Here is a 25,817-nt window from a genome sequence, read left to right as displayed (position 1 = left end):
ATATTTAGACCTTGAATATTATTAATATTTAATTAGGCGTAAAAAAATGGATTGGGGATTGATTGTGATAAAATAAAATAAGAAAAAATATCGTATATTGATTGTGAGGGTGAAAGATGAAAGCAGAGATTATCGCAGTAGGTACAGAAATTTTATTAGGTGAGATTGTTAACACCAATGCCACTTATTTATCACAAGTATTAACAGAGTTAGGGTTTGATTTATATCATCAACAAGTGGTAGGAGATAATGAAGCAAGATTGTTAAGTAGCATTGATGAAGCAAGTAGTAGAGCTGATTTAGTTGTATTATGTGGTGGTTTAGGCCCAACGGAGGACGACTTAACCAAACAAACAGTGGCTAAATATGTTGACTCTGAATTGATGTATGATGAGGTAGCATTGAAACATGTGACAGACTATTTTGTTTATTCAGATAGACCCATGACCGAAAATAATAAGCAACAAGCACTAACCATCAAGGGCGCGACAACGATTCAAAATCCTGCTGGACTTGCCTGTGGTTTGTTGATTGAAAAAGAAAAAACTCATTTCCTATTATTACCTGGACCACCTAGAGAAATGAAAAAAATGGTAGAAGTAGGCGTATTATCCTTATTAAGTCAATTATTGCCTAATAAAACAAAATTGGTTTCTAGGTATTTAAGGTTTATGGGAATTGGAGAATCTCTTTTGGTGACTGAGTTAAGTGAGTTGATTGAAGCACAAACTAATCCAACGATAGCACCTTACGCTAAATCAAATGAAGTCATGTTAAGAATTGCAGCGAAATGTGAAAAGGAATCAGAAGGATACGCATTACTTGATTCAATAGAAGAAAAGATTAAAGTAAAAGTTGGAGAATATTTTTATGGCTATGGTGAAAACCTAACAATAGAAGAAACAGTGATTTCTTTATTATCTGAAAAAAATAAAACCTTAGCGATTATTGAAACGACAACAGGTGGATTATGTCAAAGTCGTTTAAGTAAAGTAGTGGATAGTGCTAAAGTTTTTGCAGGTGGACGAGTATTGTATTCTGATGAAGCTATCTGTTCTTATTTAGAGACAGAGGATAAACGCGTGTATACTGAGGAAACGACTCGCTTGTTGGCTCAAAAAATCAAAGAAGAGATGAAAACAACTTACGGTTTATGTGTGATGGTTGTTGATGAAAGTCATGCTACAAGTTATTTTCCAAAGGGAACAATATTGCTCAGTTTAGTGGTAGGTGATAAAACCTACTTTGATAAAATGATAATTAACCGTGATTTTGAGTATGTTAAAGATGGTGCAGTGAAACACAGTTTAAATTACTTAAGAAAATTAGTAATAAAAAAATAGCGAATATCTGTTCGCTTTTATCTTGCTTTTTTATAAAAAAGACAGTATTATACTTATGAAGAGAGAAATTGAAGGAGGCACATTGATGTCAGATAATCGTAAAGCCGCACTAGATGCAGCATTAAAAAAAATAGAAAAAGATTTTGGTAAAGGATCAGTTATGAAGCTAGGAGAAAAGGTAGATACACAGATATCTACAGTTTCTAGTGGCTCGTTAGCATTAGATTCAGCTTTAGGTGTAGGTGGCTACCCTCGAGGAAGAATTGTTGAAGTTTACGGACCAGAAAGTTCTGGTAAAACAACAGTTGCTTTACATGCGATTGCATCTGTTCAAAAAGAAGGTGGTACAGCAGCGTTTATCGATGCTGAGCATGCCTTAGATCCTAAATATGCCCAAGCATTAGGGGTTAACATTGATGACTTACTTCTTTCTCAACCAGATACAGGAGAACAAGGACTAAGTATTGCTGAAGCACTTGTTTCAAGTGGGGCGATTGACATTGTTGTTGTCGATTCAGTAGCTGCTTTAGTACCACGTGCTGAGATTGATGGAGAAATGGGAGATAGCCACGTTGGTCTTCAAGCTCGTTTAATGTCTCAAGCTTTAAGAAAATTATCAGGAACGATTAATAAAACAAAAACAATCGCGATCTTTATTAACCAAATTCGTGAAAAAGTTGGGGTAATGTTTGGTAATCCAGAAATCACTCCTGGTGGACGTGCCTTGAAATTCTATGCTACTGTCAGATTAGAAGTGAGACGTGCCGAACAATTAAAACAAGGAACAGACATTGTAGGTAACCGTACAAAAATTAAAGTAGTTAAGAATAAAGTAGCACCACCATTTAAATTAGCAGAAGTTGATATTATGTACGGAGTAGGTATTTCACAAGAAGGTGAACTACTTGATATGGCTGCTGAGAAAGATATCGTTAATAAAAGTGGTGCGTGGTATTCATACAATGAAGAGCGAATTGGTCAAGGTCGTGAAAATGCGAAGAAATATTTTGCTGAACATCCAGAGATGATGGAAGAAATCTACCAAAAAGTTAGAGTCGCATATAACATTGACGGAGCTCCAGAAGAACCAGAAACACCTGAAAAAAGTAAGCCATCAGAGGATATTCCTTTAGAATTAGAAGAATAAAATAAATTTATTAACTGTTAAATGAACGTAAACTTCATTTAGCAGTTTTTTTATGTTTTTAATAAGCTATTATTTCAGTTGACACTCCATTTAACAAAGCTTAAAATGAAGGTTGTATAGTTTTGTTTTATACACTCATGCCTGTAGAGCATGATTTAGAAATATTTTACTTTTAATCTACACATAAAAAAATAATTAAAGGATAGTATGGAGGTGTTTTTATGAATTTGATACTCCTCACTATCATCGGATTAATTGTAGGTTTAACACTTGGCTACTTTTTTGCGAAGTCTCAACATAGTAAGGAAATCGCAGGAGCTAACAATACAGCTGCTGGCATTGTTGGACAAGCTAAAAAAGATGCCGAGACTCTGAAAAAGGAGTATTTGTTGGAGGCTAAGGAACAGAATCAGGATTACCGACTTAAAATCGAAAGTGAGCTGAAGGAAGAAAGAGTAGAAATAAAAAATCAAGAGAATAGACTATTACAAAAAGAAAATAATCTTGATCGCAAAGATGACTCTTTAGAAAAGCGCGAACGCACACTTGAGGAAAAAGAGGAAAAGATTGATTCTAAGAGACAATTGATTGATGAGCGAGAACAAGAGGTATCAGAATTAATCGACAAGCAAAAAGATGAGCTTGAAAAAGTTGCTTCATTAACGAAAGACGAAGCAAAAGATATTATCATGGATGAAACTGAAAAAGAGTTAACTCATGAAAGAGCAATGCTTGTTAAAGATAGTGATCAAAGAGCCAAAGAAGAAGCCGATAGAAAAGCTAAAAATTTACTTTCTCTAGCGATTCAACGTTGTGCTGCTGATCAAGTATCAGAACTAACAGTAACAGTGGTTAATTTACCAAACGATGACATGAAGGGCCGTATTATTGGTCGTGAAGGTCGAAACATTCGAACTCTAGAAACATTAACAGGAATTGATTTGATCATTGATGATACACCAGAAGCAGTGGTGCTTTCAGGTTTTGATCCAATCAGACGTGAAGTAGCAAGAATGACCTTAGAAAAATTAATTCAAGATGGACGGATTCACCCAGCTCGTATTGAAGAGATGGTTGAGAAATCTCGTAAAGAGATGGATGAAAGAATTCGTGAGTATGGTGAAAATGCCGCATTTGATGTAGGTGTTCACTCATTACATCCAGATTTGATTAAAATTTTAGGTCGTATGCGTTTTAGAACCAGTTATGGTCAAAATGTATTGAATCACTCGATTGAAGTGGCGAAATTAGCAGGTGTTCTAGCTGAAGAGTTGGGTGAAGATCCAGTCTTAGCAAGACGTGCTGGTTTACTACACGATATTGGTAAAGCACTTGATCATGAAGTGGATGGTTCTCACGTTGAAATCGGAACTGAATTAGTAAGTAAGTATAAGGAAAACTCAGTGGTTATTAACGCTGTTGCCTCACATCATGGTGACGTGGAAGCAACTTCAGTTATATCTGTTCTTGTGGCAGCCGCAGACGCGTTGTCAGCAGCTAGACCAGGAGCTAGAAGTGAATCTTTAGAAAACTACATTAAACGCTTAGAACGCTTAGAAAACATCGCTAACGACTTCCCTGGTGTGGATACAAGTTTTGCTATCCAAGCTGGTCGCGAGATTCGTGTCATGGTTAAACCAGACGAAGTAACTGATGACGAAGCAACATTATTAGTGAGAGACGTTAGAAAACGTATCGAAAGTGAATTGGAATATCCAGGACACATTAAAGTAACCGTTGTTCGTGAAGTGCGAGCAGTTGATTACGCTAAATAAGCAATTATATTAAGGAAGGTAAGATGCTAAAAATCTTATCTTCTTTTTTTGTTTGCTTTCTAAAACAAATGCGTATATACTGAGTTCACATAAAATCACGTTACGGTTGGTAGTCCGTAAGCACGTAACAGCGTGTTAGTATCCTTCCCTCCAGGTCGTCCATTGTAATTTTTTATAAAGGAGGGCTATCATGAAATTAACAATTTATTTTGATGGTAGTTTTTGGTACGGTTTGATTGAATATCAGGAAAGGAATAAATTGCTTGTTTATAAGCATCTATTTGGTAGAGCACCAAAAGATGCGGAAGTGTTCGACTTTATTAATCAAGAAATGACATCTATTTTGGCTAATAGTCGGTTTAGTGATATCACTGAAACAGTGGAAGAAACTAAAAAGATTAATCCAAAACGGATGCAACGATTAATTAATCGTCAAAAAAATCAAGCGGTTATTTCAACCAAGTCCCAAGACGCAATGAAAGAAATTCAAGACAGTTTGAAGATTGAAAGAAAACAAATTTCTAAAGCTGAAAAAGAGCGTTTGAAGCAAGAAAAGTTTGATAAAGCTCAGTTAAAAAAACTGGAAAAGCGCAAGGGGCATTAATTAAGAAAAACGTATCAAATAAAAGTTTGGTTATTCCGTAGTGGAGTGACCAAGCTTTTTTAGTTGTTAAATTAACTGTAGAAAAGGATGTCAAAGACTTTTATACTCAGATATAATAGGATTTATAAAGAGTTTTGGAGGAATAATGATTCAACTCACGTTACACTAAATCTATCATAACGAAGGAGACTATCATGGAAATATCACAACGATTACAACACAGAAGAAAAGAAATGGAGTTAACTCAAGAGAGTGTGGCTGAAAAAATTCATGTTTCAAGACAAACTATCTCTAATTGGGAAACAGGTAGAACCTTACCTGATATTAAAAGTTTGGTCATGCTCAGTGATATCTATGACATCTCCTTAGATAAGTTATTGAAGGAGGATGGTGTGATGGTGGATCATTTACAAAAAATAGCTGAGGAGAATCAATTTTTTAAACGTTTTTGTTTGTTGTTAGTGATTAATATTGTGTTAATTGTTTCTTGCATGTTTGTAAAAAACACAACTTTTCTGTATTTTTTATTCTCTTTAATTGGAATCAACTCAACAGGTATTTTTTATCTAATCGTTAAAAAAATCTAACCGTTTGGAGTGAGTGTCATGAATAGTTTCTATTTGTTAATGTTGTTAGTCTTAATCATTGTTGTTACAGCGATTTTTTTGACTTATTATATGTATCAACTGGTTTTAATTGATGCCACAAGTCGAAAAATAGCCAAACCAAAATTTTGGGCATTTTTAGCAGCGTCTAGTCAAAATGGTTCGGGGTTACCAATTTATTTATTTAAAAGAAAAGGAACGTTAAGCTATTTATCAGAGATTGAGAAAATAAGTGTTTTGAGAATTAAAAAGAAAATTTGTGCTTTGTTACTGTTTGATTTAGTTGTGTTTATCTTAGCAGTTTGGATTCTTTGATATTAAATAAAGATACAAGGAGAGTCTAGCTATTCCAAAATGGAATAGCTAAACTCTTTTTTGAAAAGTGAAAACCTAAATTAATGTAGAAGGGTGGGGAATACATAGGTTAAAAAAGATATTTATTAGGAAGAGATAAAATAACTGTCAACCTGAATCTTTAGCGACTTTATATAGTCCGGGTTCAAATGGCAGCTCCTACGGCAACTGGAGCTAAACACCATTTTCACCAATCTATTTCCTCATCATTATGATTTGATTTTTAAAAAAATCCAGAAGTAATGAATGAAAGATATTACTGCTTTTTTTATTAATTTGCTATACTAAGCTCATGAGAAATCCACAGGAAGGGGACTTATCGTGAGTTTATTTTTAGAGATACCAGAATGGCCGTTGTCATTTCCGTTTTGCACCTTTGAAAATGAAGGCGAAATTATTGTGCCTCCTCATTGGCACAAAGAAATCGAGATTATTTATGTGACAAAAGGTTCTGTTAATATTGGTTACAATGATCAGATTATTCAAGTGCATGAAGGTGAAATTTTTGTCTTTGGAAGTGGTGAGAGTCATTATTTTGTGGCATCACCTGGAAGTATTAGGCGCGTGTTTCAGTTTGACTTAAGTTTATTTAGAGATTCTTTATTCAAAGATAAAAGTCATAAAGAACTGGCGAAATTGTTTGCAGAAGCTGAAAATCACAGTGTTCACTGGCCAAATGAAGTTAAAGAAAAAGTTTTAGTTTGCTTACATGATTTAATTAAAGAGATGCACGAGTTGAAGATTGGTTACGAACATGCCATGATTAGTGATTTACTAAGATTAATGACGATTTATTACCGTGACATGCCTATCAAACCTGAGATTTACCGAAAGGCTAATTTTGTGGATGCGACTAATAATCATGAAACTTTGGAGCGCCTCAATGAGATTTTTATTTACATTGAAAATCACTACGATGAGCTGATAACTTTAGATGAAATGGCAGAAGTGGTTGGTTTTAGTCCGTATTATTTTGCGAGGTTCTTTAAGAAAAATACCGGACAAACCTTTATGCAATTTTTAACGGATTATCGGATTAATCAAGCCAAGTATATTTTATCTCACGAAAAGATTCCCATGATTGAAGTCGCCGAAAAATCGGGTTTTAATAGTGTGAAAACCTTTCATCATGTGTTCAAGGAACAAGTGGGAATGTCACCCCTAAAATTTCACAAGTCAATATTCGGGAATAATTAAGTAGAAAACAAGGAAGAAACCCCTATCAAAGTTTTGTAGAATGAACGTACAAACAAAACATTGATGGGGGTTTTTATAATGACATTAAAAATTGGGATTATCGGATGTGGCGGAATCGCGAACGGGAAACATATGCCAGCTTTAAAACAAGTAGCAGAAGCTGAAATGGTGGCTTTTTGTGACATTATTGAGGAAAGAGCTGTGAAAGCAAAAGAAGATTTTGGAAAAGATTCAGCGAAAGTCTATACAGATTATAAAGAATTATTAAAAGATGAGTCGATTGATGTGATTCATGTGTGTACACCAAACAACTCACATGCTGAAATTTCAATTGCCGGACTTCACTCAGACAAACACGTGATGTGTGAAAAACCAATGGCTAAAACAAGCGAAGAAGCGCGTCGTATGTTAGAAGCGATGAAAGAAACAGGCAAAAAGTTAACGATTGGTTATCAAAACCGTTTTAGAACAGATTCTCAATATTTACATGAGATTTGCCAAGACGGTGAGCTTGGAGAAATTTATGTAGGGAAAGCCCATGCGATTCGTCGTCGTGCTGTACCAACTTGGGGTGTGTTCTTAGATGAAGAAGCTCAGGGCGGGGGACCATTAATTGATATCGGTACCCATGCTTTAGATTTAACGTTATGGATGATGGATAACTACAAACCAAAATATGTGGTAGGGAATGCGTATCATAAATTATCTTCAACTAAAAATGCAGCCAACGCTTGGGGACCTTGGGATCCAGAAAAATTCACAGTGGAAGATTCAGCCTTTGGATTTATTACCATGGAAAATGGCGCGTCAATCACATTAGAAGCTAGTTGGGCAATTAACAGCTTAGAGGTAGACGAAGCGAAAACAAGTCTTTCAGGAACGAAAGCAGGCGCAGACATGAAGGATGGTTTAACGATTAACGGTGAAGATCGTGGTTTGTTATACCAACGTAAAGTGGAACTTGAAACAGGTGGCGTTGATTTTTATGACGGTGCAGGATCAGATCCGGCAGTTGTAGAAGCTCAGTCATGGATTGACGCAATTATCAATGACACAGAGCCAGTGGTGAAACCAGAACAAGCGTTAGTGGTAACTGAAATTTTAGAAGCAATCTATAAATCATCAGAACTTGGTGAACCAGTATTCTTAAACAAATAGGAGCGTGTAAAAATGATAAATGTGACGGTGTGGAATGAATATCGACATGAAAAAACAGATGAGAAAGTGAGTGAAGTCTACCCAGAAGGAATTCACGAACAACTTAAAAATTTTTTACAAGAAGATTTTAACGTCAGAACAGCGACTCTTGACGAAGAAGAACATGGTTTAACTGAAGAGGTCTTAAATGATACAGATGTTTTAGTTTGGTGGGGACACATTGCTCATGATGAGGTTTCAGATGACATTGTGAATCGCGTGCATGAACGTGTCTTACAAGGCATGGGCTTGATTGTTTTACACTCAGGTCATATGTCAAAAATCTTTATTAAGTTGATGGGAACAAGTTGTGATTTAAAATGGCGTGAAGCGGATGAAACCTGTCGTATTTGGAATGTGAAACCAAGTCATCCAATCGTAGATGGTATTGGTGAGTACATTGAGCTTGAAAAAGAAGAAATGTACGGGGAACATTTTGATATTCCAGCACCTGATGAGTTAATTTTTATTAACTGGTACAAAGGAGGAGAAGTCTTCCGAGGTGGGGTGACCTATAAACGTGGCAATGGTAAGATTTTCTATTTCCAACCGGGACATGAAACTTATCCTTCATATTACCATCCAAAAGTGCAACGAGTGATTAAAAATGCAGTAAGATGGGCAACCCCAACGGATAGTACCTATCCAACTTACGGTAATCACCAGCCTTTAGAAAAAATATAAAATAGGAGTTTCTAATATGAAACCTTTAATTAGCTTACAATTGTGGAGTGTACAAGACGCGTGTGCAGATAATTTTGAACATGTTTTAGATAGTGTTAAAGAATATGGTTATGATGGTGTTGAGTTTGCAGGATATTATGATTATAAGGCTGCTGACTTGGCAAAAAAATTAGAAGATTTATCTTTAAACGTTTCAGGTTCACATGTTAGTTTTGATTCACTATTAGAAAATTTTGATGATGTGGTTGCTTTTGAGAAAGAAATTGGTAATCAACATGTGATTGTTCCTCATATTGGGGCAGATTCTGTCGAAGAATGGGAAACTAAAATCAAGCAGTTAAAAGAATTATCAGAAAAACTAGCTAAAGAAGAGTTAGTTTTAGGTTATCACAATCACGCCCATGAAATCATGGATATTCCTAATGTGAATATCTTAGAAAAAATGATTGAGATGATTCCAAGGATTCAATTAGAAGTGGATACTTACTGGTTGTCCTATGCGGGAATTGACGTGATACCTTGGTTAGATAAGCATCAAAAAAATATAAGCTGGCTACATCTTAAAGACATGTTAGTCACAGAAGATAAAAAAGAAAGCACTGAAATTGGTAAAGGTGTTCTTCCAATTACGTCTTACTTAGACTGGGCGAAGAATGCTGATTTAGATTGGGTAGTCATTGAACAGGAAGCCTTCCAAAATCTGACACCGATGGAGAGTGCGAAAGTAAATGTTAAAACATTACGTGAATTGAAAGAGAAAGGATGATAAACAATGAAATTAGGTGTATTTACCCCTTTATTTAATAATTTAAGTTTTGATGAAATGATTGAGGCAGTGGCTCAAAGAGGATTACAAACAGTTGAGATTGGCACAGGTGGTTCACCAGGAACAGCTCATTGTGATATTGATAAATTGTTAGCTAGTGGCGATGCTAGAAAAGAATATTTAGCCAAATTACAAGATAAAGGATTAGAAATCAGTGCTTTTAGTGCCCATCATAATCCAATTTCTCCAAATAAAGCAGAAGCAACTGAAGCAGATGAGTTGTTACGTAAAACAATTAAACTAGCTTCAATGATGAATGTTCCTGTTGTGAATGGTTTCTCAGGCGTTGCTGGTGGGAATGAGACAGATACAAGTGTTAACTGGCCTGTGTTACCTTGGCCAACTGACTATACCGACATTTATAACTACCAATGGGAGCAAAAATTAATTCCTTATTGGAAAGAAATCAATCAAGAATGTGACGCAGCAGGTGTTAAAATTGGTATTGAGTTACACGGTGGTTTCTTAGCTCATACACCATACACAATGCTTAAATTAAGAGACGCTGCTGGTAAAAATATCGGCTGTAACTTAGATCCTTCTCATTTATGGTGGCAAGGAATTGATCCAGTAGGTGCGATTAAAATTTTAGGTAAGGAAAATGCGATTAATCATTTCCACGCTAAAGATACTTACTTAGATCAAGATAATATTAACATGCATGGTTTAACGGATATGCAACCGTATAGCGACGTTCAAACACGAGCGTGGACCTTTAGATCCGTTGGTTGTGGTCACAGTATTCAAGAGTGGTCAGATATTATTAGTGCCCTACGTTTATATGGTTATGACTATGTTTTAAGTATTGAGCATGAAGATCCAATTATGTCGATTGACGAAGGATTTGACCGCGCGGTTATTAACTTAAAATCAATTATGATTAAAGACCAACCTGGTGGTATGTGGTGGGCTTAATTTAGGAGGATTAACATGAGTGTTATTAATTTAGTCGTAATCGGCTACGGAGGCATGGGAAGTTACCATGCCCGTGAATTAATTCAAGAAAAAGAAGGCGTGAAAGTTATCGGTGTTTATGACATTGATCAAACGCGTCTCGATTTAGCAAAAGAAAACAACTTTACAGTCTATCCTACGTTAGAAAGTGTTTTAGAAGATAAAACAGTTGAAGCGGTACTGATTGCCACACCAAACGATAGTCACAAAGAACTTGCGATTAAAGCCATCAAAGCAGGAAAACATGTAGTATGTGAGAAACCAGTAATGATGAATACGGCTGAATTAGAAGAAGTGATGGTTACAGCTAAAGTGGAAGATAAAATCTTTATGGTGCATCAAAACAGACGTTGGGACAACGATTTCCTGATTATTCGTGATTTATACAAAGAGAAACAAGTGGGAGAATTATTCCAAATTGAATCACGTGTTCAAGGAGCTAACGGCATTCCAGGGGACTGGCGTCATTTAAAACAACATGGTGGTGGCATGCTACTTGATTGGGGCGTTCACTTACTGGATCAGATGTTGTTTATGGTGGATAGTCCGTTAAAAACAGTGGCGTGTGATTTGAGCTTTGTTTTAGGAGATGAAGTGGATGATGGCTTTATCAGCTACTTAACTTTTGAAAATGGTGTGAAGGCTGTTGTTGAAGTCGGAACAACTAACTTTGTTAAACTCCCTAGATGGTATGTTCGAGGATTTGAAGGAGCAGCAGTGATTAAGGATTGGGATTTGTCTGGTGAAATTGTGAAACAAACTGGAACCATTGATCATCATAATTTAGTACCAATTCAAGCAGGTCAGGGTTTAACTAAAACCATGGCGCCACCTTCAGAAGACGCGACAACAACACTAGACATTAAAGAAGTGGCAGCTGATTTCGATAGCTTCTATCATAATTTTTATGATGTGGTAAGAAACAATGCAGAACCAATTGTTAAAAATGAAGAGGTTTATCGTGTCTTATGCTTAATTGAAACAATGTTTGAAGCAGCAGAGAAAAAAGAGATCTTAACATTTGAATAAACTGAGACACTTGAGGCTAATCTAAGTCTTAAGTGTTTTTTATTAACCTAAAAAGATAAAGATGTATTATAATGAATTATCTTAAAGAAAAGGAATGATGATGTATGGCAACAATGGTCTTTGTAAATTTTCCAGTGAAAGATGTGAAAGCATCAACAGCGTTTTATGAAAAATTAGGTTTTACATTAAATCCAGCGTTTTCTTCAGAAGATACAAGTTGTATGGTGTGGGATGATAACTTTTTTGTGATGCTACTCGAACACGCACGCTATCAATTTTTTACACCAAATAGAACGGTGGCAGATAACACAAAAACAAGTAGTGCTCTGATTGCTTTTTCAATGAACAACGCTCAAGAAGTTAAGGAATTTGGTGAAGCAGCTAAAAACAATGGTGGTAATGTTTACCAAATCGAAACAGGTATGCCAGAAGAGATGATGTATGGTTTAGAAGTTCAAGATTTAGACGGTAATACATTAGAGCCGATGTGGATGGCTCAACCATAATAAAAAAAGAAGCCGATACTTAATTATCAGCTTCTTTTTTATCTAAATTTAGTTATTCTTTCAATGGTTTAAGTAATCTTAATCCGTTGAATAATACGATTAATGTACTACCTTCATGAGCGATAATACCAAGTGGTAAGTTCATTTTACCCATTACGTTTAGGATAACAAGTAGAACTACGATGAACATTGAGAACGCAATATTTTGCATAACCACTTTGTCTAAACGTTTAGAAATACGGTGAGCGTAGCTTAATTTAGTTAAATCGTTTTTCATTAAGACAACGTCAGCCACGTCAATAGCGATATCAGTTCCTTCACCCATGGCAATCCCAACATCTGCTTTAACAAGGGCAGGAGCGTCATTAACGCCATCTCCAACCATAGCAGTTGAACCGTATTTACGTTCTAAATCTTCTACAATCGCTGATTTATTTTCAGGTAAGACGTTACCCACGACTTCATCCATCCCAAGTTGGTTAGCAACAGCACGACCTGTTTTTTCAGCATCCCCAGTAATCATAGTTGTATGAATTCCTTGAGATTTTAAGTAAGAAATAACATGTTTAGAATTTTCGTTAGGTAAATCCATCATAGCGATTAAACCAACAACAATTTCATTTTCAGAGAAGTAAACGACTGTTTTACCTTGCTCAGAGTAAGTGTGATTTAATTGTTCGATTTTGCTATCAACTTTAGCAAATTGAGCTGGTTTACCAATGCGGTAAGTAATCCCTTTGTAAGTTGATACAAGTCCTTTACCAATTTGATTTTCAATATCTAAGTCAATTACTTCAGTCACGTTAATATGAGCTAAAATCGCATCAGCTAATGGGTGATTTGCTTGTTTTTCCATAGCAGCTACAATATTTAAGTAGTTAGCTGAGTTGTTTTCTTTTTCAACGGTGAAGAATACGTCGGTTACTTTAGGTTTACCTTCAGTTAATGTACCAGTTTTATCAAAGGCAATAGCGCGAATACCTTCTAAGTTAGAAAGGAAAGAACCACCTTTGAATAAAACCCCACGTTTAGCTAAGTTAGAAATACCTGATAAAGTAGCTGGAACATCACTGGCAGCTAAGGCACAAGGTGAAGCAACTGTTAAGAAGACCATTCCTTTGTAGAAACTATTGTACCAAGTAGCACCGAAAAGCATAGGCATTGCGACAATGTAAAGTGTCACAATAATCATAACCGCAGTTACGTATTTAGGTTCCAATTTTTTGATTTTAGTTGCTTTTTTAGAAAGATTAGATTGAGACTCATTCACTAATTGTAAGATTTTAGCAAAGACAGTATCAGAACTCTCTTTTGTTACTTCAATTGTAATCATACCGTTTCCGTTAATTGTACTACCATAAACATCATCCCCAACTGTTTTTTCAGCAGGAACACTTTCTCCGTTAATAGAAGCTTCATCAATTGATGTATAACCAGAGATAATGCGACCATCTGTTGGAATTTGATCTCCGTTTAAAATTTTAAGTTGATCGCCAATTTTTAATGTAGCAACATCAACGATTTCAGTAGAGCCGTCAGCTTTGATTAAACGAGCTTCAGTTGGATTCATTTTCATTAAATTCGTGATTTCACGTTTACTTTTACCTTCTGCATAGTCTTCTAAGAAATGGGCTCCAGCAAAAATGACGATTAGTAAAGCACCTTCTTTAAAGTCTCCAATAATAGCAGCCCCAAATGCAGCGAGTGTCATTAAAATATGAACGTTGGGAGTGAATTTGCGATTAGCTTTCGTTTGAGTAATCGTATCTTCAAACCCTTCAATGATAATGTGATAACCTGACATAAAAATAGTTACCGTTGCTAGAATATTTTGTAACATTCCTTCTGCAACAAAAAGACTAGCGATGTAAGTGGCTAAACCAATAAAGAATAGGACAACAGGTAATTTTCCGTGGTCATGATCATGATCGTGTCCGCTGTGATCGTGGTCATGTCCGTGATCATGGTTATGATCGTGATTGTGTTCGTGTTCATTGTGTTTTTTATCGTGAGCAAGTGATTGTTCCATAAAAAACGCCTCCTTTTAGTATATGTTTAATTTGTCATATGAATATATCTTCATGCGTTAAGTATAGAACATGATTGCTGATATTGCAAGTGATAACCGTAAAAAAATACTAAGATTAGAAGGGAAAGTCATCTATTGATGATCTTAGCTTCTGACCTTAGTATTCTTGGTTATTCAATTTATATCTTATTTTTCCTCGTTAAGCTCATTAGAATAATAGAAAAGATGCAATTATGAGTAACGCTTCTTGATTTTTTGCTTAACTGAATAGTAAAATACGCCACTAAACATACATATGAAATAAACTAAAATAAAAAATAAAAAATTATCAATTATTTGTTTTTGAGCAAACCTATATTTTTTTTCATCAACTATTAATATGATAATATCTGAAAATGCGAATATAAAGAAGGTTGCACGCGAAAATAGGGACATCAATCTATCAAAAGGTCTGATAAAACTAAATACAGAATAAAATAAAACGAAAATGGCAAAAGATTCAAAGAGGACATAAAAAGAATTTCTATCATCCCAAAATAAGAGGTTAAACTTAGAATTTCCCGAAACTTCATTCAACATGAGTAATACAAAAATAGTAAAACCGCTAATAAAAAGTAATATTGATAAGATAATAGGTTTAATATTTTTATAAAGCTTATCTTTTAGTCTGTAAACTAATTGTCCCAAAAATAAATACCCAATAGACATATTGAAAATTGATGACATAAAATAAAAATTAACGCCTGGTAACGCGAATCTTTTTAAAATTAGTGGTAAAAAAGATTGAAATAAAAAAATGATAAAAATTAAATAAAGTAATTCTTTAATGGTACTACTGTCTGAGATTTTTTTAAAAAAAGGTAGCATGATATCTATTCCTAATAATAGAAAGAAATACCAATATATATTTGAAATGTTTTCAGAATACAAATTTGCATAGTTAAAAGGTAAAAAATCATTAGAAAAATAATTTTTAACTAACCAAACTAATACAGTCAGAGAATAGAGAAAAAATATATTTTTCATAAATCGTTTCATATAATCCTTTGTAGAATATATTTTAGAAGAACGTAAAGAAAAAAATCCTGTTGTCATAAGAAATAAAGGAACACCAGTTTTTGCAATAGCAAAAACAACTATTGAAATGTACAGTGAAGTAGAGGGTGTATCTAAATTAATGCCTCTAAATGAGATGGTATGATTCATCACAACCATGATACTAGCGAAAATTTTTACTATATATGAAAAATAGTAGTCATTTTCGCGAGCAATATTATTTGAAAAATTAGTCATTATTAGAGTCTCCTAAAATTTTATATTTTTTGCACTAAGGTATTTGAAGTTTGTTTGTTAGTTCTTTTTATTAATAAAAAAAGCAATACACCATGTCACATTAAAAAGTATACACTATAAAAAGATAGTAAAAAATAATAAAATAGAAGATAAAATCATCCGTCGATAATTTTATCTTCTATTCCTAAAGTGTGCATATAAATTTTATCAATATTCTAGCCAACGTGTTTCTGTAAGTGATCGTAATCGTGATTAGAGATATCGATTTGGCCCACTTTTTCAAAGCCGTTGTTTAAATAAATTCTTCTAGCACTGTCATTTACCTTGTCCACATTTAGACCTAATTTAGTTCGATTATGTTTTTTCGCTAAGTCAGGTAGTGAATCTAACAATTCACGAGCGACACCTTTTCCTCTAAAATCAGGAGAAGTTACTAAAGTATCCAAGTACCATTCGTCTTTAAACGTTTCCTCATCATGAAATAACTTGTACTCCTCAGAAAGGTCATTCTCTTGTAGTAAGTTAATAAAGGCATCATCAATCCCTTTTTCTAAGTGGTCAGGATAGCCAAAAGCCACACCTGCAACTTGTCCGTTAATTTCTTTAACAATCGCATTATTAAAACCGTAACGGTAATCTGGTTCTTTTACAAAGGCCTTAACAAGTAATTCTTTTACTTTTTCCTCAGATAATTTATTAAAAACTTCTAATTCCATATCTCTCAAAACAATCATCACTAAGTCCATCGCTTGAGCGGCATCTTTTGGTTCTGCTGAACGTATCATAAAAAAATCGTCCTCCTTAAATAATTATAGCCCCACTCTATCATGACTAAAATTAGGGTGCAAGTTTGAAGAAGTAAAACGGGACATTCTTGTACTATTTTTAAGACATATAATATAATAAAAGTATCATTACTGAGCGTTTAAATTGATAAAAGGAGTGGTTTTATGGATTTATTAAAAAAAGCCAATGATTACATTGCAAGTAAGAAACATGAAGTAAAAACAGATTACCGTCACCATTTTCATTTAATGCCGCCAGTTGGTTGGTTAAACGATCCGAATGGTTTTGTTTACTATAAGGGAGAGTATCATTTATTTTACCAGTTTCATCCTTATGATAGTACTTGGGGACCGATGCATTGGGGCCACGCTAAGTCGAAAGATTTGATTCACTGGGAGGAATTACCAGTGGCCTTAGCTCCAACAGAAGAGTATGAAAGAGATGGTTGCTTTTCAGGAAGTGCGATTGTTGTAGGAGAAGAATTATTTTTAATGTATACAGGACATGTGGACAGTTTAGGTGTCAAAAAAGAAACACAATGTTTAGCCGTGTCAGATGATGGCATTCATTTTTATAAAAAAACCTTTAACCCAGTGATTAGTGAAAAAGAGTTGGGAAATCATGGCGACATAGCAGAATTCCGAGACCCAAAAATTTTTAAAAAAGAGGATAGCTATTTTTGCGTAGTAGCGACTAAAACAGAAGATAACCGAGGGAAAATTTTAATGTTTCAATCTAAAAATTTAATTGATTGGCAGTTTTATTCGGTGGTATTAGAAGGTAAGGAAGGGCAAGGAGTGATGTGGGAATGTCCCGATTTATTTCATTTAGACGGAAAAGATTGTTTGATTATGTCACCGATAGAAATGAAATCAGTTGGGATTCAGTACAAAAATACAAGTTCCACAGTGGCTTTCATTGGTAAAATGGATTGGAAAACCGGAAAACTATCTGTGGATAATTTTCATGAAATTGATGGAGGTCTTGATTTTTATGCTCCCCAAACATGTGTTAATAATCGCGGTGAGCGAATTATGATTGCGTGGATGCAAATGTGGCATAGAAACATACCGACTCATGATTTAGGACATTTATGGTCTGGGGCGATGAGTTTTGGCAGGAGACTAAGAATAGAAGATAATTGTTTGCTTCAAGAAATGATACCTGCATTATATGATTATTTAGAGTTGGAAAAAGAAGTTTCTAATGTTGTCATTGAAGAGTTTATTCCTTATGAGCTGGAAAACGTGATTAAGAAGAATACTTACATTAATTTACGGATCGATTTATCAGAGACGAAAGTAATGACACTTCACTTGTCTAATAAACAATCAGAAAAGATTGAATTAGTCCTAGATGTGGCATCAGGTGTTTTTTCAGTTAACAGGGAGCATACAGGTTTCTTCATTAAGGGAATAGAAGAGGAAATTTTATTGGAACGATCTATGTATATCCCTTTGAATAAGGAGAATGTCCAAATTGAGATTTTGAGGGACACGTCATCTGTTGAAGTATTCATTGATAAAAAATATGCGCTGACTGTTACTTTCTATGAAAAGAATAGTTATGAAAATTGGGAGATGAACGCTGTAGGTAAGATAGAGGTTCGCGCATTGGAATTTTATCAAATTAAGTAAAAAAAGACTTGAATTATTATTTTTAATTAAGTATAATGTTGGAGTGCGTGTTTTATACACGTGCTTCTTTTTTATGGAAGCGTGGGAGGAGAAATTTACATCTCCATTAAACCACATCACGGACTTAAGGAGGTATGTCTCGTGGCAAAGAAGGTAGAAAAATTAGTTAAGTTACAAATCCCAGCAGGGAAAGCAACTCCAGCACCACCAGTTGGACCAGCATTAGGACAAGCGGGTATTAATATCATGGGATTCACTAAAGAATTCAACGCTCGTACAGCTGACCAAGCAGGTTTAATCATTCCTGTAGTAATTTCTGTATATGAAGATCGTTCATTTACATTCATTACAAAAACACCACCAGCTGCAGTATTACTTAAAAAAGCTGCAAACATCGAAAAAGGATCTGGTGAACCAAATTCTAAAAAAGTTGCAACTGTAACTAAAGATCAAGTTAAAGAAATCGCTGAATCTAAAATGCAAGACCTAAACGCAGCTGACGTTGAAGCAGCAATGCGCATGGTAGAAGGTACTGCACGAAGCATGGGTATCGTTGTAGAATAATTTTATTCTATTCATTGATACTTAGAAGTGGCTTCTCAGTCGGTTCGTATTGAAAAATATGAATTCCGTGGGAGGTTCAACCGTTATAACCACAATCAAGGAGGAAACAAAATGGCTAACAAGAGTAAAAAAATGCAAGATGCATTAAAAAAAGTAGATACAACAAAAAATTATTCTGTAGCAGAAGCTGTTGCTTTAGCTAAAGATACAAATATTGCAAAATTTGACGCAACTGTAGAAGTTGCTTACAACTTAAACGTAGATCCTAAAAAAGCGGATCAACAAATTCGTGGTGCTGTAGTATTACCAAACGGTACTGGTAAAACACAAACTGTTTTAGTATTCGCTAAAGGCGAAAAAGCTAAAGAAGCAGAAGCTGCTGGAGCAGACTTTGTTGGCGATGCTGACATGGTTGCTAAAATCAAAGGCGGTTGGTTTGGGTTTGACGTAGTCGTTGCAACTCCAGACATGATGGCACAAGTTGGTCAATTAGGACGTGTTTTAGGACCTAAAGGATTAATGCCTAACCCTAAAACAGGAACTGTTACTATGGACGTAACTAAAGCTGTTGAAGAAGTTAAAGCTGGTAAAGTAACTTACCGTGTTGACAAACAAGGTAACATCCACGTTCCAATTGGTAAAGTATCATTTGATGACGCTAAATTAATTGAAAACTTTAAAACAATCAACGATGTAATCCTTAAAGCAAAACCTGCTGCAACAAAAGGTGCTTACATTAAAAACTTAACAGTTACAACTACATTTGGCCCTGGTGTTAAAGTAGATCATTTTTCTTTCTAGAAAAAACTTGTCCTAGACAACTATCTGTGTTATAGTTGTCTAGGTTAAATATTAACTGTACCGAAGACAGTAGGTGACGTAAGTCTTAATTTCCTACCGAGGACCATATTGAAAGTAATCAATAGTCCCTCTATGTCAACGGTGGCATGGGGTTTTTTTATATAGAAAATTCCACCATCTAAATTTACGGAGGTGAAAATAAAATGAGTGAAGCATCAATCGCAAAAAAAGCTCAAGAAGTTGAAGTTGTTACTGCAAAATTCAAAGAAGCTGCGTCTGTAGTAGTTGTAGACTACCGTGGATTAACAGTAGAAGAAGTAACTAATTTACGTAAACAATTACGTGATGCAAACATTGAGATGAAAGTTATCAAAAATGGTATCTTACGCCGTGCTGCTGAACAAGCTGGATTAGAAGGTTTAGGCGATGTATTCGTAGGACCTACTGCTGTAGCTTTCAGTAACGAAGACGTGGTTGCACCTGCTAAAATCATGAATGATTTTGCTAAGGAAGCTAAAGCATTAGAAATCAAAGGTGGTATTATCGAAGGAAACGTATCTTCTGTTGAAGAAATCGTTGCTCTTGCTAAATTACCAAGCCGTGAAGGTTTACTTTCTATGTTACTTTCTGTATTACAAGCTCCTGTCAGAAACGTGGCTTACGCAGTTAAAGCTGTATCAGATTCAAAAGAAGAAGAAGTTGCTTAATTTAGCCGCTTAGTCTCAAACAAAAAAATATAAATTAATCGTAAAGATTATAATGGAGGAACCCATAATGGCATTAAACATTGAAGGAATTATTGCTGATTTAAAAGTATCAACTATTTTAGAATTAAATGACTTAGTAAAAGCTATCGAAGAAGAATTTGGCGTATCTGCTGCTGCTCCTGTAGCTGCTGCTGGTGCTGGTGAAGCATCTGCTGCTGCAGAACAAACTGAATTCACTGTTGAATTAACTGGCGCTGGAGATTCAAAAGTTAAAGTTATCAAAGCAGTTCGTGAAGCAACTGGCTTAGGTCTTAAAGAAGCTAAAGCTTTAGTAGATGGCGCTCCATCTGCACTTAAAGAAGGCGTTTCTAAAGAAGAAGCTGAAGCATTAAAAGCTTCTTTAGAAGAAGTTGGCGCTTCAGTAACTGTAAAATAATTTTTATAGTTGACTATAAAAAAAGGAAGATCCTCGGATCTTCCTTTTTTGTGTTATTTTGCTAAAAAAATAGCTAGAAATGCGCTAATTAGATTTGTGGATAAGTTAACAACATCATTAGTTATCCACGTAATGCCTTTGACTAATTGAGTATTTTCTTCTTTTTCTGTGAGTTGATTGTGGATAGTTTTGTATTTAGCTTGAAATAAACTACCTAAAAGGCTATCAATAGCAGATGCTAAAATACCAATTCCAAAAATAAGTAAAAAATGTGTATAAGTTAAGGGGATTTTAGTAAAGAGATTAAAGAAAAAGAAACATGCTGTGGAAAACAAACTGCCAAAACAGCCAGAAATTGTTCCTAACCAACTGATCCCACCGGATAACCCTTGATCAATTTTCTTGAAAGTTAAAATATCCCAAGTTTTCCCTGTGGATAAAATACCAATCTCAGAACTCCAAGTATCAGCTGTGGCGCCACTTAAAGAAGCGAGATAACCTACTAAAAAAGCAACATTATTTGTTGTATAAAAGGCAATCAAACATAAGGTGGCAGGAAGTGTGTTACTAAAAATTTGGAGAGCATCTCTAGCTTCATTTTTTTGATGGAGTTCTTTTTCTTTTTGAATAGCTCTGTGGAAAAGCAGTTTTTTAACCCAACTGATACAAAAAGAAGAACCAAATAAAAAGATAATCACAGGCCATGTGGAAAAGTTTCCACAAACAGCAATGGTTGTCCCAATAAAAATAGTTGCCAATATTCCTGATTTTGAGATTGCTTTAAAATAAAAGCCGAAAAAAGCGATAAAAGAACTGCCTAATAGTCCAAGAATTAAATAAAATAAGGTCATAATTATTTCTCCTTTAAGATCATATTCAGTATATCATGAAAGGAAAAGATAAAAAGGTTGAGAAAGTTTCAAGGAACACGTAGAATATATGTATGAAAATACAAGTAGCAAAGAATTGGAGACTATAAAATGTATAAAGATGATAGCTTGGCGCTTCATACGGATTTGTATCAATTAAATATGATGAAAACGTATTGGGAGTTAGATCGAGCAGATTTACATTCAGTATTCGAGTGTTATTTTAGACAAATGCCTTTCAAGCATGGTTATGCTGTTTTTGCTGGGTTAGAGAGATTAATTAGTTATTTAGATAATCTATCTTTTTCAGAGAGTGATATTGCTTATCTGAGAGAAGTGACAGATTATCCTGAAGAATTTTTAACTTATTTAAAAGACTTTAAATTTACATGTACTGTTAGATCAGCTGTAGAAGGCGAAATGGTTTTTAACGACGAACCGATTTTTCAAGTAGAAGGACCTTTGGCTCAATGTCAGTTGATTGAAACAGCGATTTTAAATATTATTAACTACCAAACGTTAATCGCGACAAAAGCGGCTAGAATTCGCGCGGTGTGTGAAGATGATTTGGTGATGGAGTTTGGAACAAGACGTGCTCAAGAAATGGACGCGGCTATTTGGGGAACTCGTGCGGCTTATATTGGTGGCTTTGATTCGACTAGTAATGTTCGCGCAGGTAAAATTTTTGGCATTCCAGTTTCTGGAACTCATGCCCATAGTTTAATTCAGTCTTATTTAGACGATTATGAAGGCTTTAAGGCGTATGCTCAAACCCATAAAGATTGTGTCTTTTTAGTGGATACCTTTGATACGCTAAAATCAGGTGTACCCAATGCGATTCGTGTGGCAAAAGAAATGGGTGATAAAATCAATTTCTTAGGTGTCAGAATTGATAGTGGAGATATGGCATATATTTCTAAAAAAGTCCGTAAACAGCTTGATGAAGCTGGCTTTTATGACGCTAAAATCTACGCATCTAATGATTTAGATGAATCCACGATTTTAAATTTAAAAATGCAAAAAGCTAAAATCGATGTTTGGGGTATTGGAACGAAATTAATTACCGCCTATGATCAACCCGCTCTTGGGGCTGTGTATAAGTTAGTTTCGATTGAAAATAACCAAGGTGAAATGATTGATACGTTGAAATTATCAAGCAACGCTGAAAAAGTATCTACACCAGGTAAAAAACAAGTGTGGCGAATTACAGGAAAAGATGGAAAATCTGAAGGGGATTATATTACATTATGGAATGAAGACCCTCGTCAGAATGATGAAATTTATATGTTCCATCCAGTTCATACGTTTATTAACAAAACAGTAACTGATTTTGAAGCACGCTCAATTTTAAAAGATATTTATATAGACGGCAATCGAGTGTATGATTTACCAAGTTTGGAAGAGATTAAAGAATTCTCTGAAGAAAATTTAAACTCTCTTTGGGAAGAATATAAACGTAATTTAAATCCACAAAAATATCCTGTTGATTTATCTAAAGAGTGTTGGCAACATAAGATGAACACGATTAAGCAAATTAGGGATTCGGTTAAATAGAATCAGTGGAGGTGTCAGATGTCTAAGGGGCGTTTAGAAGCTTTTTCAGATGGTGTGATGGCAATTGTCATTACTATTCTTGTTTTGAGTATTACACCACCTAAGGGAGATTCTTTGAGAGAATTACTAGAAGTGAGTAATAGTTTATTGATTTATTTGATTAGTTTTGGTGTAGTGGCTATTTATTGGAACAATCATCACCACTTATTTCAATTGGTAAATAAAATCGATGGTAAAGTGTTATGGGCGAATAGTTTCTTCTTGTTTAGTCTGACGCTGTTTCCTTTTGCCACAGATTGGATTAGTCAACATCCTTTTAGTTTATACCCATCTTTGTTTTACGGAGTTGTGATGGTATTAGCTGATATTGCGTTCCTATGTGTCCTTTATACGTTGAAAGAGTGTAACGACAAAGAGGTTTATATTAAAAAAACAGTCATTACCATTGTAATCAGTGTCTTAGCAATCTTTTTAGGGATTATTATTGCTCCGTTTTTAATTATTTTAATCGATGTCTTAATGCTTTTAATTTGGGTTGTACCAAGTAAAAAGATTGAATCACATTTAAACTCAAGTGATGAAAACGGCGTTTAGCTCTGAACAACTGGAGAAAACCAGCAACAATTCGTGATTTTTGAATTGATGCTGGTTTTTGAAGTTATTGAAGGAACTGCCAATTGAATCCGGACTATTCAAGTGATGAAAATGGCGTTTAGCTCTGAGCAACTGGAGAAAACCAGCAACAATTCGTGTTTTTTGAATTGATGCTGGTTTTTGAAGTTGTTGAAGGAACTGCCGATTGAATCCGGACTATTCAAGTGATGAAAATGGCGTTTAGCTCTGAGCAACTGGAGAAAACCAGCAACAATTCGTGTTTTTTGAATTGATGCTGGTTTTTGAAGTTGTTGAAGGAACTGCCGATTGAATCCGGACTACTCAAGTGATTAAAAAAAGCAATCTCTGTCTTATTTAGTGTGCGTTGTACTCTAAAAGTTCGTATAATTCATTGATTTCTTCTAAAAGAGTTTTTCCGATGGTGGTATTAAAAACACATTTTCGCTCTAAGGGACGATCCACCACCCGTTTCATAGAAAGGATATCCTCATGATCAGTAATCACTTTATCCACAGAAGAGAAAGGTTTGTGGGCAACTAGTTGCATCCCGTAAGAATTATAAAGAAGAGTGTAGCCAGCAAGTCCGGTTGTTTTTTGATAAGGTTTTGAAAACCCGCCATCAATCACAATCATTTTACCGTTTGCTTTAATCGGGTTCTCTCCTTTAACTTCTTTAACAGGTGTGTGTCCGTTGATTAAATGGCTATCAGGACTGTTTAATCCAAACTCTTTAAGAATGTTTTGAATCGTTGCTTCTTCTTCTCTGAGGTGATAGTAAGCATTTTTTTCTTCAGTATGAGTTTTCTTGTCTTTAATAAAATATCTTTCGAAGGTCGTCATTTCTTTTTTTCCAAAAAGAGAAGAGTTTTCACCAGACCAAAGATACCAGATAATGTCAGTTTTATAATCGTCATGCATTTCAGGATTTTTATAAGATTGTTTTAGGCAAACTTCGAAGTAATCCATTAATTTTTTACCGCTGTATTCTTTACCTTCAAAGACAATCGATTGAAAACTTCCATCTTCGTTTAAAGGAACACAACCGTGAATTAGTAAATTTTCGTTATAGACTAAATACATGTTTCCTTTTTTAAAAAGAAAATTAACGTGACGTTTTAATTTTTCTGATTGAATGAAATTTTGAAGTAATCGTTGAATGACTTCTTCCTCTTCGAGTGACAACTTAGAAGGATCTTCTTTTGAAACTGTCTCAAAACAGGTATCGTGTAAAGGATAAGTATGTCCTTTAATAGTAATCGTTGATGTGTCATGTTCGATTTTGCTAAGGAGAAGCCGATGCTCCATATTAAACTCAGGTCTCCTTTTAACTAATTGTTCTTCCAATTTAAATTGTAAAATGGCAGCTGCTTGATGAATTTTCGTTGTTTCTAATAGTTCCTCCTTGCTTTCTGTATGATCAGGTTCAATTTTTGGTCTAAAAGCAGGGTTATCATGATAGTATTTTTCAGCATAGGTTAGTAAAGGTCTGAGATTAATACCATACGTGTCTTCGATAATTGATAAATTGTTGTATCTTGCTGAAATTCTAATCGTATTCATCATGCAGATTGGTGAACCGGAAGCAGCTCCCATCCAAATGATATCGTGATTTCCCCACTGGATATCCATCGAGTGATGTGTCATGAGGCGTTCAATAATTTTATCAGGTTCAGGTCCTCTGTCATAAATATCTCCAACAACATGTAAATGATCCACAACCAAACGCTGAATAGTGTAACAAAGATCGATAATTAAGGTGTCGGCTTGATTTAATTGAATGACTGTCTCGATAATTTGAGTGTAATAATTTTTCTTATCTGTTTGGTTACTTGTTTGAAATAAAAGTTCTTCTATAATATAGGCATATCGTTTTGGAAATGATTTTCTTAGTTTAGAACGAGTGTATTTAGAGGAAGAAAAACGAACCAATTGAATCAATTGATCGATTTTGTGTCTATACCATTCATCGTTTCTTAAACCATTTGTGATTTTTAGTCGTTTTTCGGGATAATAAATAAGGGTTGCTAACTCTTGCTGTTCTTGAGGTGTTAAGATGTGATGAAACAGTTCTTTGATTTTTTCTTTGATATTTCCTGAGCCGTTTCTTAAAATATGTTGAAAAGCATTGTATTCTCCGTGAATATCACTGACAAAATGTTCAGTTCCTTTTGGTAAGTTGAGGATAGCTTTTAAGTTGATGATTTCGCTTACAATTTCTTCTGAAGAATTAAATTTTGAACCAAGTAAATCATAATATCTATCTTTAGTCATCATATCGATATATACCTCTTGTCTTTTTAAAGCC

General features: G+C 34.8%; 25 protein-coding genes and 1 other annotated feature. Of the genes, 20 read left to right on the top strand and 5 right to left on the bottom strand.

Going from position 1 to position 25,817, the window contains the following annotated elements:
- Positions 1 to 116 precede the first annotated feature (116 nt).
- The 13 genes from G7082_RS03090 to G7082_RS03030 all read left to right on the top strand — a co-directional run bounded on the left by G7082_RS03090 (position 117) and on the right by G7082_RS03030 (position 12,221).
- Complete coding sequence (locus G7082_RS03090; RefSeq protein WP_166033765.1) at positions 117 to 1,343, top strand: competence/damage-inducible protein A; 1,227 nt, start codon at positions 117 to 119, stop codon at positions 1,341 to 1,343.
- Positions 1,344 to 1,428: 85 nt separating this feature from the next.
- Positions 1,429 to 2,490, top strand: a complete 1,062-nt coding sequence (recA, locus tag G7082_RS03085; RefSeq protein WP_166033764.1) for a recombinase RecA — start codon at positions 1,429 to 1,431, stop codon at positions 2,488 to 2,490.
- A gap of 221 nt (positions 2,491 to 2,711) precedes the next feature.
- Positions 2,712 to 4,265, top strand: a complete 1,554-nt coding sequence (rny, locus tag G7082_RS03080) for a ribonuclease Y (protein ID WP_166033763.1) — start codon at positions 2,712 to 2,714, stop codon at positions 4,263 to 4,265.
- 190 nt (positions 4,266 to 4,455) lie between these two features.
- Positions 4,456 to 4,869, top strand: coding sequence for a YjdF family protein (locus G7082_RS03075; protein WP_166033762.1), 414 nt, complete (start codon positions 4,456 to 4,458; stop codon positions 4,867 to 4,869).
- A gap of 194 nt (positions 4,870 to 5,063) precedes the next feature.
- On the top strand, positions 5,064 to 5,456 hold the full coding sequence (locus G7082_RS03070; RefSeq protein WP_166033761.1) for a helix-turn-helix domain-containing protein: 393 nt from the start codon (positions 5,064 to 5,066) through the stop codon (positions 5,454 to 5,456).
- An 18-nt stretch (positions 5,457 to 5,474) separates the two neighbouring features.
- Complete coding sequence (locus tag G7082_RS03065; protein WP_166033760.1) at positions 5,475 to 5,789, top strand: hypothetical protein; 315 nt, start codon at positions 5,475 to 5,477, stop codon at positions 5,787 to 5,789.
- 360 nt (positions 5,790 to 6,149) lie between these two features.
- Entirely contained in the window at positions 6,150 to 7,025 is an 876-nt protein-coding gene (locus G7082_RS03060) for a helix-turn-helix transcriptional regulator (RefSeq protein ID WP_166033759.1), read from the top strand.
- Between the two features lie 78 nt (positions 7,026 to 7,103).
- Entirely contained in the window at positions 7,104 to 8,183 is a 1,080-nt protein-coding gene (locus tag G7082_RS03055) for a Gfo/Idh/MocA family protein (RefSeq protein ID WP_166033758.1), read from the top strand.
- Positions 8,184 to 8,195: 12 nt separating this feature from the next.
- A complete protein-coding gene (locus tag G7082_RS03050) occupies positions 8,196 to 8,906 on the top strand; it encodes a ThuA domain-containing protein (RefSeq protein ID WP_166033757.1) in 711 nt (236 codons plus the stop codon).
- A gap of 16 nt (positions 8,907 to 8,922) precedes the next feature.
- The gene (locus G7082_RS03045) at positions 8,923 to 9,672 is read left to right on the top strand and encodes a sugar phosphate isomerase/epimerase family protein (RefSeq protein WP_166033756.1); all 750 of its coding nucleotides are present in this window, start codon (positions 8,923 to 8,925) and stop codon (positions 9,670 to 9,672) included.
- A 6-nt stretch (positions 9,673 to 9,678) separates the two neighbouring features.
- The gene (locus G7082_RS03040) at positions 9,679 to 10,647 is read left to right on the top strand and encodes a sugar phosphate isomerase/epimerase family protein (RefSeq protein WP_166033755.1); all 969 of its coding nucleotides are present in this window, start codon (positions 9,679 to 9,681) and stop codon (positions 10,645 to 10,647) included.
- A gap of 15 nt (positions 10,648 to 10,662) precedes the next feature.
- A complete protein-coding gene (locus tag G7082_RS03035; protein WP_166033754.1) occupies positions 10,663 to 11,715 on the top strand; it encodes a Gfo/Idh/MocA family protein in 1,053 nt (350 codons plus the stop codon).
- Positions 11,716 to 11,819: 104 nt separating this feature from the next.
- The gene (locus tag G7082_RS03030) at positions 11,820 to 12,221 is read left to right on the top strand and encodes a VOC family protein (RefSeq protein WP_166033753.1); all 402 of its coding nucleotides are present in this window, start codon (positions 11,820 to 11,822) and stop codon (positions 12,219 to 12,221) included.
- 52 nt (positions 12,222 to 12,273) lie between these two features.
- Here the strand turns inward: G7082_RS03030 and G7082_RS03025 are convergent, their stop codons facing one another.
- From G7082_RS03025 to G7082_RS03015, 3 genes are all read right to left on the bottom strand, one after another.
- Entirely contained in the window at positions 12,274 to 14,250 is a 1,977-nt protein-coding gene (locus tag G7082_RS03025) for a heavy metal translocating P-type ATPase (RefSeq protein ID WP_166033752.1), read from the bottom strand.
- Positions 14,251 to 14,481: 231 nt separating this feature from the next.
- A complete protein-coding gene (locus tag G7082_RS03020; protein ID WP_166033751.1) occupies positions 14,482 to 15,543 on the bottom strand; it encodes an acyltransferase in 1,062 nt (353 codons plus the stop codon).
- Positions 15,544 to 15,758: 215 nt separating this feature from the next.
- The gene (locus tag G7082_RS03015; RefSeq protein ID WP_166033750.1) at positions 15,759 to 16,328 is read right to left on the bottom strand and encodes a GNAT family N-acetyltransferase; all 570 of its coding nucleotides are present in this window, start codon (positions 16,326 to 16,328) and stop codon (positions 15,759 to 15,761) included.
- A gap of 165 nt (positions 16,329 to 16,493) precedes the next feature.
- Here G7082_RS03015 and G7082_RS03010 point away from each other — a divergent pair, with 165 nt between their 5' ends.
- From G7082_RS03010 to rplL, 5 genes are all read left to right on the top strand, one after another.
- Entirely contained in the window at positions 16,494 to 17,966 is a 1,473-nt protein-coding gene (locus G7082_RS03010) for a glycoside hydrolase family 32 protein (protein WP_166033749.1), read from the top strand.
- 141 nt (positions 17,967 to 18,107) lie between these two features.
- Positions 18,108 to 18,530 (top strand): 50S ribosomal protein L11, encoded by a 423-nt coding sequence (gene rplK, locus G7082_RS03005; RefSeq protein ID WP_166033748.1) that lies wholly within the window; start codon positions 18,108 to 18,110, stop codon positions 18,528 to 18,530.
- Positions 18,531 to 18,641: 111 nt separating this feature from the next.
- The gene (rplA, locus tag G7082_RS03000) at positions 18,642 to 19,331 is read left to right on the top strand and encodes a 50S ribosomal protein L1 (protein ID WP_166033747.1); all 690 of its coding nucleotides are present in this window, start codon (positions 18,642 to 18,644) and stop codon (positions 19,329 to 19,331) included.
- Between the two features lie 42 nt (positions 19,332 to 19,373).
- Positions 19,374 to 19,498: a sequence feature (ribosomal protein L10 leader region), on the top strand.
- Between the two features lie 36 nt (positions 19,499 to 19,534).
- A complete protein-coding gene (gene rplJ / locus G7082_RS02995) occupies positions 19,535 to 20,038 on the top strand; it encodes a 50S ribosomal protein L10 (protein WP_166033746.1) in 504 nt (167 codons plus the stop codon).
- Between the two features lie 67 nt (positions 20,039 to 20,105).
- A complete protein-coding gene (gene rplL, locus G7082_RS02990) occupies positions 20,106 to 20,474 on the top strand; it encodes a 50S ribosomal protein L7/L12 (RefSeq protein ID WP_166033745.1) in 369 nt (122 codons plus the stop codon).
- A gap of 53 nt (positions 20,475 to 20,527) precedes the next feature.
- Here rplL and G7082_RS02985 read toward each other — a convergent pair whose 3' ends face one another.
- Positions 20,528 to 21,325 (bottom strand): DUF92 domain-containing protein, encoded by a 798-nt coding sequence (locus G7082_RS02985; protein WP_166033744.1) that lies wholly within the window; start codon positions 21,323 to 21,325, stop codon positions 20,528 to 20,530.
- A gap of 129 nt (positions 21,326 to 21,454) precedes the next feature.
- On the opposite strand from G7082_RS02985, the gene G7082_RS02980 reads away from it, so the two are divergent.
- Together G7082_RS02980 and G7082_RS02975 are read left to right on the top strand one after the other, a co-directional pair.
- Positions 21,455 to 22,897, top strand: coding sequence for a nicotinate phosphoribosyltransferase (locus G7082_RS02980; protein ID WP_166033743.1), 1,443 nt, complete (start codon positions 21,455 to 21,457; stop codon positions 22,895 to 22,897).
- An 18-nt stretch (positions 22,898 to 22,915) separates the two neighbouring features.
- Complete coding sequence (locus G7082_RS02975) at positions 22,916 to 23,491, top strand: TMEM175 family protein (RefSeq protein WP_166033742.1); 576 nt, start codon at positions 22,916 to 22,918, stop codon at positions 23,489 to 23,491.
- A 375-nt stretch (positions 23,492 to 23,866) separates the two neighbouring features.
- Here the strand turns inward: G7082_RS02975 and G7082_RS02970 are convergent, their stop codons facing one another.
- The gene (locus tag G7082_RS02970) at positions 23,867 to 25,783 is read right to left on the bottom strand and encodes a fructose-1,6-bisphosphatase (protein WP_202983143.1); all 1,917 of its coding nucleotides are present in this window, start codon (positions 25,781 to 25,783) and stop codon (positions 23,867 to 23,869) included.
- Between the last annotated feature and the right edge of the window lie 34 nt (positions 25,784 to 25,817).

The sequence above is a fragment of the Vagococcus hydrophili genome, assembly GCF_011304195.1.
In the GTDB taxonomy this organism is placed as follows: domain Bacteria; phylum Bacillota; class Bacilli; order Lactobacillales; family Vagococcaceae; genus Vagococcus; species Vagococcus hydrophili.
Note: the sequence above shows the minus strand (reverse complement) of the source record. Positions and strands in the feature narration are given on the sequence as shown.

Excerpts from the sequence above, each read along its gene's own strand:
- rplJ (WP_166033746.1), top strand. The coding sequence starts at position 19,535 with ATGAGTGAAGCATCAATCGCAAAAAAAGCTCAAGAAGTTGAAGTTGTT.
- G7082_RS03090 (WP_166033765.1), top strand. The coding sequence starts at position 117 with ATGAAAGCAGAGATTATCGCAGTAGGTACAGAAATTTTATTAGGTGAG.
- rplA (WP_166033747.1), top strand. The coding sequence starts at position 18,642 with ATGGCTAACAAGAGTAAAAAAATGCAAGATGCATTAAAAAAAGTAGAT.
- recA (WP_166033764.1), top strand. The coding sequence starts at position 1,429 with ATGTCAGATAATCGTAAAGCCGCACTAGATGCAGCATTAAAAAAAATA.
- G7082_RS03020 (WP_166033751.1), bottom strand. The coding sequence starts at position 15,543 with ATGACTAATTTTTCAAATAATATTGCTCGCGAAAATGACTACTATTTT.
- G7082_RS03050 (WP_166033757.1), top strand. The coding sequence starts at position 8,196 with ATGATAAATGTGACGGTGTGGAATGAATATCGACATGAAAAAACAGAT.
- G7082_RS02985 (WP_166033744.1), bottom strand. The coding sequence starts at position 21,325 with ATGACCTTATTTTATTTAATTCTTGGACTATTAGGCAGTTCTTTTATC.
- G7082_RS03015 (WP_166033750.1), bottom strand. The coding sequence starts at position 16,328 with ATGATACGTTCAGCAGAACCAAAAGATGCCGCTCAAGCGATGGACTTA.
- G7082_RS03010 (WP_166033749.1), top strand. The coding sequence starts at position 16,494 with ATGGATTTATTAAAAAAAGCCAATGATTACATTGCAAGTAAGAAACAT.
- G7082_RS03030 (WP_166033753.1), top strand. The coding sequence starts at position 11,820 with ATGGCAACAATGGTCTTTGTAAATTTTCCAGTGAAAGATGTGAAAGCA.
- G7082_RS02975 (WP_166033742.1), top strand. The coding sequence starts at position 22,916 with ATGTCTAAGGGGCGTTTAGAAGCTTTTTCAGATGGTGTGATGGCAATT.
- G7082_RS02970 (WP_202983143.1), bottom strand. The coding sequence starts at position 25,783 with ATGACTAAAGATAGATATTATGATTTACTTGGTTCAAAATTTAATTCT.
- G7082_RS03075 (WP_166033762.1), top strand. The coding sequence starts at position 4,456 with ATGAAATTAACAATTTATTTTGATGGTAGTTTTTGGTACGGTTTGATT.
- G7082_RS03070 (WP_166033761.1), top strand. The coding sequence starts at position 5,064 with ATGGAAATATCACAACGATTACAACACAGAAGAAAAGAAATGGAGTTA.
- G7082_RS03025 (WP_166033752.1), bottom strand. The coding sequence starts at position 14,250 with ATGGAACAATCACTTGCTCACGATAAAAAACACAATGAACACGAACAC.
- G7082_RS03040 (WP_166033755.1), top strand. The coding sequence starts at position 9,679 with ATGAAATTAGGTGTATTTACCCCTTTATTTAATAATTTAAGTTTTGAT.
- G7082_RS03055 (WP_166033758.1), top strand. The coding sequence starts at position 7,104 with ATGACATTAAAAATTGGGATTATCGGATGTGGCGGAATCGCGAACGGG.
- G7082_RS02980 (WP_166033743.1), top strand. The coding sequence starts at position 21,455 with ATGTATAAAGATGATAGCTTGGCGCTTCATACGGATTTGTATCAATTA.
- rny (WP_166033763.1), top strand. The coding sequence starts at position 2,712 with ATGAATTTGATACTCCTCACTATCATCGGATTAATTGTAGGTTTAACA.
- rplL (WP_166033745.1), top strand. The coding sequence starts at position 20,106 with ATGGCATTAAACATTGAAGGAATTATTGCTGATTTAAAAGTATCAACT.
- G7082_RS03045 (WP_166033756.1), top strand. The coding sequence starts at position 8,923 with ATGAAACCTTTAATTAGCTTACAATTGTGGAGTGTACAAGACGCGTGT.
- G7082_RS03065 (WP_166033760.1), top strand. The coding sequence starts at position 5,475 with ATGAATAGTTTCTATTTGTTAATGTTGTTAGTCTTAATCATTGTTGTT.
- G7082_RS03035 (WP_166033754.1), top strand. The coding sequence starts at position 10,663 with ATGAGTGTTATTAATTTAGTCGTAATCGGCTACGGAGGCATGGGAAGT.